Origin of the sequence: Photobacterium sanguinicancri (assembly GCF_002265265.1) — a bacterium.
GTDB classification, from domain to species: domain Bacteria; phylum Pseudomonadota; class Gammaproteobacteria; order Enterobacterales; family Vibrionaceae; genus Photobacterium; species Photobacterium sanguinicancri.
In genome coordinates, this window is the sequence record NZ_NOIF01000196.1 from 1 (window position 1) to 9,303 (window position 9,303).

9 protein-coding genes and 1 tRNA gene are annotated in these 9,303 nt (G+C 39.6%); 4 read left to right on the plus strand and 6 right to left on the minus strand.

What is annotated here, in order from left to right; translation table 11 throughout:
- Positions 1-371: 371 nt before the first annotated feature.
- Entirely contained in the window at positions 372-1,994 is a 1,623-nt protein-coding gene (locus tag ASV53_RS20600; protein ID WP_094958479.1) for a methyl-accepting chemotaxis protein, read from the minus strand.
- 98 nt (positions 1,995-2,092) lie between these two features.
- Complete coding sequence (locus ASV53_RS20605; protein ID WP_094958480.1) at positions 2,093-2,857, minus strand: EAL domain-containing protein; 765 nt, start codon at positions 2,855-2,857, stop codon at positions 2,093-2,095.
- A gap of 293 nt (positions 2,858-3,150) precedes the next feature.
- Between ASV53_RS20605 and ASV53_RS26255 the strand changes: the two genes are divergently transcribed.
- Genes ASV53_RS26255 through ASV53_RS20620 form a run of 3 tightly spaced genes read left to right on the plus strand, consistent with a single transcriptional unit; the run spans position 3,151 to position 4,877 of the window.
- Entirely contained in the window at positions 3,151-3,894 is a 744-nt protein-coding gene (locus ASV53_RS26255) for a winged helix-turn-helix domain-containing protein (RefSeq protein ID WP_094958481.1), read from the plus strand.
- A complete protein-coding gene (locus ASV53_RS20615; RefSeq protein ID WP_094958482.1) occupies positions 3,884-4,354 on the plus strand; it encodes a hypothetical protein in 471 nt (156 codons plus the stop codon). The genes ASV53_RS26255 and ASV53_RS20615 overlap by 11 nt, the downstream gene beginning before the upstream one ends.
- On the plus strand, positions 4,347-4,877 hold the full coding sequence (locus ASV53_RS20620) for a hypothetical protein (RefSeq protein ID WP_094958483.1): 531 nt from the start codon (positions 4,347-4,349) through the stop codon (positions 4,875-4,877). The genes ASV53_RS20615 and ASV53_RS20620 overlap by 8 nt, the downstream gene beginning before the upstream one ends.
- A gap of 109 nt (positions 4,878-4,986) precedes the next feature.
- Here the strand turns inward: ASV53_RS20620 and sigZ are convergent, their stop codons facing one another.
- From sigZ to ASV53_RS20635, 3 genes are all read right to left on the minus strand, one after another.
- Entirely contained in the window at positions 4,987-5,529 is a 543-nt protein-coding gene (gene sigZ, locus ASV53_RS20625) for an RNA polymerase sigma factor SigZ (protein ID WP_062691149.1), read from the minus strand.
- A 162-nt stretch (positions 5,530-5,691) separates the two neighbouring features.
- Positions 5,692-6,729, minus strand: a complete 1,038-nt coding sequence (curA, locus tag ASV53_RS20630; RefSeq protein ID WP_094958484.1) for an NADPH-dependent curcumin/dihydrocurcumin reductase — start codon at positions 6,727-6,729, stop codon at positions 5,692-5,694.
- A 152-nt stretch (positions 6,730-6,881) separates the two neighbouring features.
- Positions 6,882-7,481 carry a TetR/AcrR family transcriptional regulator gene (locus ASV53_RS20635; RefSeq protein ID WP_094958485.1) on the minus strand — a complete coding sequence of 200 codons (600 nt, stop codon included), beginning with the start codon at positions 7,479-7,481 and terminating at the stop codon, positions 6,882-6,884.
- 254 nt (positions 7,482-7,735) lie between these two features.
- Here ASV53_RS20635 and ASV53_RS20640 point away from each other — a divergent pair, with 254 nt between their 5' ends.
- On the plus strand, positions 7,736-8,986 hold the full coding sequence (locus ASV53_RS20640; RefSeq protein ID WP_062691147.1) for an Nramp family divalent metal transporter: 1,251 nt from the start codon (positions 7,736-7,738) through the stop codon (positions 8,984-8,986).
- Between the two features lie 240 nt (positions 8,987-9,226).
- On the opposite strand, the gene ASV53_RS20645 is transcribed toward ASV53_RS20640, so the two are convergent.
- Positions 9,227-9,303, minus strand: a tRNA-Asp gene (locus ASV53_RS20645).

Here is a 9,303-nt window from a genome sequence, read left to right on the forward strand (position 1 = left end):
ATATTATTATTTTCTTAGCTCTACTATTTTTTAAAACTTAACTTTTCAGTCAACGACGATATTTCATTCCAGATGCAGACAAGTCGGTAATTGGAAAATCGGCTCACAGTCTTCTCTGGTTGGATCGTCTTATCAGATTCAAATCTTTTCTTAAGAACAGAATCCGACTTTTTATTTTGTTTATTACAACTAAAAGGCACAAGTTTCTTTCTGGTCGCAAGGTTTATCTGAACCTTATTGTTCCTGTGCTTAATTCTGCATTGAACGATAGTGTCGAGTGAAAAATAACCGTATCTAGCAATAGATTTACTAGCCATTAAAGAAAATGACTCTTGTAGAGACTTTTTGGACAATGGGACTACCTTCAATAATCAACATTCGGCAACTTTAAAGAAGCTCATCTCATCTTGTAGTTCACTGACAGAGGCAGTAATCGTATTATTGATAAATGAGGTTTCCTTACTATTATCAACATTGGTATTAACTGCACTATTGATGCCTTCAATCCGCTCAGAAATATCTTTCGTCACCGAGGATTGTTCTTCCGTTGCCGTTGCAACCAAAGCATTCACATTTGAAATATCACTGATTTTTGAAGAGATGTTTTCAAACGCAAAAGTAAAATCAGTAATTATCTGTTTAGACGCATTTACCATAGTCACGTTTTCTTTCATGCTCACATCAGCTTCAATCGAATTTTTTTGCAAATTATCAATAATCTCTTGAATGCCGACAGTTGCTTGCTGCGTTTTGCCCACTAATGAACGTACTTCATCGGCAACAACAGCGAAGCCTCGCCCAGCCTCACCCGCCCTTGCCGCTTCAATCGCCGCATTAAGTGCCAATAAATTCACTTGATCTGACAAGTTATTGATCACTTGGATCACAGATACAATATCTTCAGAATAATTGCGTAACCCATGCACAATCTCGGACGATGCAAGAATAGAGTCATTAACTTGGGAGGTGATCTCTTCTGCGCGGATGACCATATTGCTACTTTCTTCTATCACTTCGATTGCTGTTACCGCAGCATTTTCTGCTTCATGCGCATTCAGTGCTATCTCCGCGGCGGTAGCTGACAGCTCTGTGGCGGCGGTCGCCACTTGCTCAATTTCTGTGTATGAATACTCAGAATTTTCGATGTTGACTTGTACTATATCCGTCAGACGTTGCTGACTCTGTTGGATACTCTGCATATGATGTGCTGATAGCGATACGATAGAGCGAACACGTAACTGTAACTCTTCGAGTGAATTAGCAATTATATCTAACTCATTACCGGATTTAGTCACCTTCAATCGCTCAAAATCACCAGAGGCCATTGCACCAATAAATCGTGTAATTGGACTGATCCCTTTCAGTTCATGCTTTATCACCAAATACATAATCGTTACTACGCTAACATAAAGCAGAAATGTAATAGCCATGTTGTAGCCTAACGTGGTCTTAATCTCTTCTTTTATTTCATGATCTTGAACACCATTGCCCAAGAACCATCCCCAGTCCGCAGTCTTGATAGCTACGCTATTAATATCGGTTGTGACATCATCGTTTGTTGACTGCCAAACATAATTGACTGGCGTGTTACTCACTTTATTCGACATATTAGACATCAGCGCAAGCTCCGTCTGTTCACCGACAATTTCACTAAATGACTTATCATGAATTTGTGGATCTGATGGTGCAGAGATAAAACGTAAGAGACCTTGATTATCACGTGTTGCTGTCCATACATATTCATTATCTGAGTATTGGATTCCTCGTAATATCTCAAGTGCTACGGCTTTCGCCTTCTCCTCAGATAAATCACCTCTTGCCGCTAATCCCTCTAACTTATTAACGATTTGACTTTGTATTTGGAGGATTTGCTCAACTCTGACTTTATTTTGGTCGCGCATTGAGTCAAACATCGAAAATGCATTATAGGAAATCATTACGGAAACAAAAATAGTCAACAAGACTATCAACACAATAGTTATTTTCTTAAACATTATAAATCCATCACATCTAAACTATTTCATTAAGATTAAGGTATAAAATACGAATCTTCACAACATCAATCATCTATTAACAGTTAACTTACAAGACGTTAATTAACATAGATACTTTCAATGCCTACAGACCGACTTAAATAAAATCCTTGAATTCCTTCACTCTTAATTTGAAGGCAAATATCAATATCATTAACCGATTCAACTCTTTCGATAATTAACGATTGATTACTATATTTTCTTAATTCAACAATAGGGTTTATAAGCTCTCGAATACTACTCACATCAGCTTTAATATAACTGATACAATCTGTCGTCAATAGGCCATGTCTAACATCATGATTAAAACAGTAATCGTCTAATGCAAAGAAGACGCCGTACTCATGTATCTCTTTAATCAACCCTACATTTAATGCCTCAGGCTTTCGCTCTGTTATCTCAATGACTAATTTAACATCACGAACTGCTAGTACATCTCGTAACGAGATAATATCAGCAACAACTGAAGATAAAGCAACAGGGTCGACATTCACAAAAAGCTCATCGACAAGCAGATCTTTATTGCGCGATTTAACGTCAACAAAGGTAATCAACCACTTCAGTTGCTTCTTGGCAATAAAGCATGACTCCTCATCACTGAGTTCTTGATAGAAAACTTCGGTACGTAAGCCTTTTGGCCTGAAAAACACTTCACAACGATTAATTGACGGTTTTGTATAACTATGAATTTTTTGCACAACCGGGATAAAGCTCAGCTGCTTGTCTTTTGCATCGACATTATAGGAGAGATTGAGGCTATCACTTATTGTAGGGCTATTGGTTTCACCATCTAAGACGGTTTTTCTCGGTTTAGTTAGTATCACGCCATATCCTTAATTGGTATAAAAACAGGGCAAGATTACCGAAGCAGAACGATGAGAACATGTTAAATAAAGACAAATAACACACAGCCAAAACTTGTGATACTTATCATCTAAAACCGCCATTAAAAGCAATAAATAGCGATGAATTTTGTGGTTTTTACAGTTATTTAGTTTTTTTATGCACGGCTAAAGACTGAAAAGTAATCACTTAGCCTTATTTAACTTTATTTAGCTATAAGGCTTGTTAATAATAGTCACATTGAATTTCGCCGATTATAAGTGGCCACTCTTAAATGGACAACATAAGTATTATCAATGAGAGTAACTCTATTGAGTTATGTGCCGATCCGTACCAAATCATTATCAATGACGAATATAAAATCACACTTACCATTATAGAAGGGAAGCTACTTGAATTACTGTTGAATCATAAAAATGTCACTCGACAATTATGCGTTGAACAGTTATGGGAAGGTCGGGTGATCTCAGACCCCGACAAAAGTTTGACACAAGTGGTATCAACTTTACGAAAGAAATTCGATAAAGTTGGTATAACAAAATTAATCGTCACTACGCCTAGAGTGGGCTATCGTATATCGAAACAGTGGAAGCACGTTGTGAATCCAACTGATATATCAACGGCTAAGACCGATGACAATAATAAAGTTAACGATAAAAAATGTCGTAGTCTATTGCTAAAGAATAAAATAACACTTCAAGTGTTTATGTTCTTCTTAATTTGTTTGCAATCGATGGTTTTCTTTCAATATTTTCATAAAAGTGGAAGCAATACCTCATCTTACTCACTTACATACTTAAATGAAGAAGTAAATTCAGATTACCGTACCTCGCGCTGGGGCAGCGACTTCTTCAATAAAACATCAAACAAGCTTAGCTTTAGTATCAACAACTATAGAGTGTACTTATCATGTCAGGGTAACAATAAGCGTATCAATACCACCTACTCTATTAACGCCTTCGTCGCTAATCTACGAAACAATAATAATTTAATAGATTTTTGCTCTTATGGTTCTTAAATATAAAGTCATCATCTTGCTCCTCGTCTCAACAAACATTTACATCATCCACGATTGGATTTCATTTTATAAAATTAACAAAGGCCGCTATATTACAACTATTAAAGATATTAATGTGAATAGTTACAGCCTCGCAGAGGTTAAATTAGAGATAAAAGATCATACTATTCAGATACAAGTGAGCAATGTTAGTCCTAACGATGCTTGTATTGGCAGCTATGTTTCCGCTACTTATGATTACTACCAGCACTTTCTTAATAAGACAATCAAACTTACACAAGGTCATGTGACTGTTAATCATCCTCAAAAAGCGTGTAAGGTGAGAGCTTATAATGAATTTGCTCGCGTTCTCGGCTACGGAACGAGCCATCAATTAAATGTATTAAACGATACTAACGGCGACATTTGTTTTCGCTCTAACCAACTCGGCACGTACTGCTTTGGAGCCTCTGATGAATAAGCATTTCTTACTTGCCTTAATTGCCCTGGTTTCATGGATACCAACAAGCATTTGGGCTCAGCCAGAGTCAGGGAACATAACGCGCTCAGGCTGGTCTATCGACACACATTCGCCCAATATGATCGTAGGCAGTGCTTCCTGTTCTTCTGGGTTATGCTTTGTCCCTATTGTGCTAGCGGAACCAGATAGGATCAGTTTTGTACTTAAACTGGAACTTCCCGAGACATGCACAAGAGATAAGTCCTTACTTTCTCTAAAAGATCACTACGCTTTTTTAGACATATTCAAAGTCGATGGTAAAAATGTTCGCTTTACTAAAATAACAACCCGTGACGGTGTTAGTTTTCTAGAGCCCACAACCGATAGCGGCAATTATGTCATTATTAACAAACTTCTCACTCAACCAACTATTACATTTTATCAGATCACATCTTTAACCAGTTGGAAGATTAATAACGAAGGTTTTGCCAGTCAATACAAGTTATTAACAGCATTCAGAGAACTTTATAATAGTGCTATTTAGTCGTAATACCGACCTACGCTATATCTGAGTTAACCTCTTAACGGATCCCTTTACTAATGAAAAACCGCGGTTATATGCAGCGGTTCTTTATCATCCATACTCACAGCGACTAGCATTTATTGCAAGAATTTGGCTTTTGCTTGTATTCCATCAAGTTACCTTTTGAATCGAGCGAAAAGTCACAGCACTCTTGATACAGGCCAAGTAGCCTTTCGCGACTTTTATGCACGCGAGACTTCAATGTTGAGTACTTTATGCCATGCTTTTCGGCATAGTTTTTCTGTGTTTCGCCGTTGATTTCAATCGCTGTTAGCATCTCGGCTTCATCTTGGGGCAACGCTTGAATAAATGGGGAAATGCAGCCCGCAAGTTGGCTTGGAATGCTCTCTTCTTCTTTGCTATACCAAAGTTCATCCTCTTGCAGCGCATGCTGGCGACCTTGCTTACGGTAAAAATCAATAATAGCGTTGTTCGCCACCTGAAATAGCCAGGATTTGATCTGCGTAGGATCTTTGACCGTCTTTAAATGGGTGTATGTCTTAATCAACACTTCTTGCAGCAAATCATCGACATCTGCAGTATTAGATACATTTTTGCGTAAAAAAGCTTGAAGGCTGGCGCGGTACTCACCCCAAATATGTTCGATGTTCATTTCTATACTACTTAATTAGCTAATTAATTAGCTAATTAAAACTATTCTATACCTAAGTGGCTTCCAGCGCAGTTTCCAATCAGAACAAAACTAAAAAAGCGCAGAGCTTTCGCACTACGCTTCAAATTCATATTAAAATTTTGGCTGAACTTTTAGGGCAACTTATAGCGGTTCACTCACTTTAATTACCAGCTTGCCGAAGTTTTTACCTTCAAGTAAACCAATGAACGCCTCTGTGGTGTTTTCGAAACCTTCAACGATATGCTCACGGTACTGAATTTTCCCTTCAGCCAGCCATGCTGACATGTCTTGAGCAAACTCACCATAGCGATGTGCGTAATCGTCAAAAATAATGAAACCCTGCATCTTAATGCGTTTAACAAGCAAGGTACCCATTAGCATAGAAAGACGATCTGGACCTTCAGGCAATGATGTCGCATTGTATTGCGAAATCAATCCACACAATGGAATACGTGCACCCGTATTGAGTAGCGGTATCACAGCGTCAAAAACTTTGCCACCGACATTCTCAAAGTACACGTCAATACCCTTGTCACACGCAGCAGCTAACTGTAACGCAAAGTCATCGGCTTTATGATCAATACATATATCAAAACCAAGTACTTCGACTGCATGACGACATTTTTCTTCACCACCCGCAATACCAACCACACGGCAGCCTTTCAGTTTACCGATTTGACCCACAGTCGCACCAACAGGACCCGTTGCCGCCGCAACAACTAAGGTATCCCCTTCTATTGGCTGACCGATATCTAATAAGCCCATGTACGCGGTAAAACCAGGCATACCCATAATGCCTAATGCATACGATGGCGCTTGAGGCTGGCTACCTAGCTTAATCAAGCCTTCGCCATTAGAAACCCCATAATCTTGCCAACCCGTATACGCAAGCACCCACTCACCAACGGGGAAATCAGCATTATTTGATTCTTCAACCTGACATACTGTCGCACCCACCATTACATCGTCTAGCGCAACTGGCGCAGCATACGATTTAGCATCGTTCATACGGCCACGCATGTAAGGGTCGAGCGACAGGTAAACACTTCGCAATAGCACTTCACCACTTTGAGGCACAGGTTTCGCGACTGACTCTAATCGAAAGTTCTCAGCTGTTGGTACACCATGCGGGCGTGAAGCTAAGACAAAACGGCGATTTTCTGTTGTTGAGTTTGTCATGTTATATCCTTTTAATTTGCTGACTTGCTAGTTCACAACCTAAAAATAGACCAGTCGTCTAGTTATAGACTGAACTTTTGCTTCTTTCTCAAAAAAGTGAACAAAAGTGAGTAAATTTAATAAAGACATGACCAGCTTTTTTCAGCTGATCATTAAGATTCGTCCATACCTTTTTTAAGTATGGTTTGGGTTGTTTTCATCACGCGCTGGAGACCCGTTTGGGTTTGAGTTAATTTACATAACAAGCTCGCACCAACCCACAGATTATAAAGGTGTTCTGCAGCTCTATAGCTGTCCATTTCGGCAATAGAGCCATCTTTGATACCAGCTTCAATGCAATCGGCAATCAGTCCAAGTACACTTTCGACCCCATCAAGTAATGCAACTCGCATCATCTCAGATAAGTCAGCCACTTCAGCCGTTAACTTTACGACCAAACAACGCTGTGTTGAGCATTCCTGAGCTTGAATATCGATCCAACACTGCCAGTAACTAACCAAGCGATCATAAGCGCTCAGATCACTGTCTTCAAAACGAGCTTTAAGACGCATCTTATAGTTTTCAAAATAATCTTGGATCAGCGCTTCACCAAATTGCTCTTTCGATTTGAAATAATGGTAAAACGAGCCTTTCGGCACATCGGCATGTTTAAGTAGTTGCGACAAACCGACATTCGAAAACCCCTGCTGAGCAATCAGCTGGTAGCCAGTATCGAGAATGTGCTGTCGTGTATCTTGAGTTTCTGATTTCATGGCATTAGCTTACGATCAATTAGACCAGTCGTCTAGTCGTTTATAAATAAACAGAAAATCAACATCTACAATTCCTACAGAAAAGATTGAGCACACCCTGCTCACTTCTACGTGAGATTTCATCACTCCCGTACTTAACATTAAAAGCTCAATATTAGATTGCCATTTTCACCTCATAACAAATCACAGGTGATATTGATTCTCATTTGCATTGGTAATATTGTTGAAACATACATTCGCAGGAAGAATAAATTATGTCTATTTCAACAGTGTCGGCACCTTCCGGCTCTATCGGTTTTAGCGCTAAGCTGAAAAGAAAAATGTTATTACTAGGGCCCGCTTTCATTGCTGCCATTGGTTATATCGATCCTGGTAACTTTGCCACCAATATCGAGTCTGGAGCATCATTTGGCTACCAACTACTATGGGTAGTTCTATGGGCCAACTTAATGGCAATGCTGATTCAATACCTTTCTGCAAAGCTTGGAATTGTGACAGGGAAAAATCTGGCAGAACATTTGCGGGATCATTTACCTAAATGGGCCGTTTACCCTTATTGGATTCAAGCTGAGATCATCGCAATGGCAACTGATTTGGCTGAGTTCATAGGGGCTGCGGTTGGCTTTCAACTCCTGCTTGGTGTTTCACTCTTTGACGGAGTATGCATTACCGCAGTAGCCACCTTTGTGATTTTAGCCTTTAACCGTCGAGGACAAAAACCGCTTGAAGTGGTGATTGCTAGTTTATTGATGCTAGTGGCCATTATTTATGTGGTTGAATTGGTATTTGCCAAACCGCAAGGAGGGGCGTTATTGCAAGGGATGTTAATACCGAGTCTCACAGATCCCCATCAAGTATATTTAGCCGCTGGAATGTTAGGTGCTACTGTTATGCCACATGTTATTTATCTACACTCGGCATTATTTAAAAACAGCTATGGTGTAAGCCCTACGCAACGATTGAAATCAACTCGAACCGATATCTTTATTGCTATGACCATTGCTGGCTTCGTTAATATAGCTATTGTTGCAATGGCCGCAGCAGTGTTCCATTTCACAGGAAACCAAGATGTGGCAGAGATAGAAACAGCCTACATGACGTTAACACCACTTGTGGGTAAAAGCGCGGCAATTTTGTTTGGTATTTCTCTTATCGCATCTGGCTTATCATCAACGGTAGTCGGCACACTGGCTGGACAAGTCGTCATGCAGGGTTTTGTAAACTTTCACATCCCAATTTGGGTTCGTCGAACAGTCACCATGCTGCCGTCTTTTATTGTGGTAGCAATGGGTGTCAACAGCACTAAAATTTTGATCATGAGCCAAGTGGTACTGAGCTTTGGGATTGCACTGGCTATTATTCCTTTATTAATTTTCACAAATAGCAAAACAATCATGGGGCCATTTCACAATCATAGAGCCACCTCTATCATTGGCAACTTGATTGTGGTTCTAGTCATTATTTTAAATGTATTCTTGCTGTATACCTTAGGTTTTTCAAACTAAAAAGCTACAATTCATCATCAACTAGAAAAGATGACTAACACAGATGTAATTTAGCGGTTATGAGTCGATGGCAATCATCGACTCTTTTTGACTATGATAGGCATCTAATCTATATACTGTTTGACATTTTTTACATATTAAAAAACTATAAAGACAGGTAAACGACTCTGGCCTCAGCGAACCTGACTCAAATTTCAGACACAAAAAAGCCCCGTCATTTCTGACGAGGCTTCGTTGTGTTGGCGGAGCGGACGGGACTCGAACCCGCGACCCCCGGCGTGACAGGCCGGTATTCTAACCAACTGAACTACCGCTCC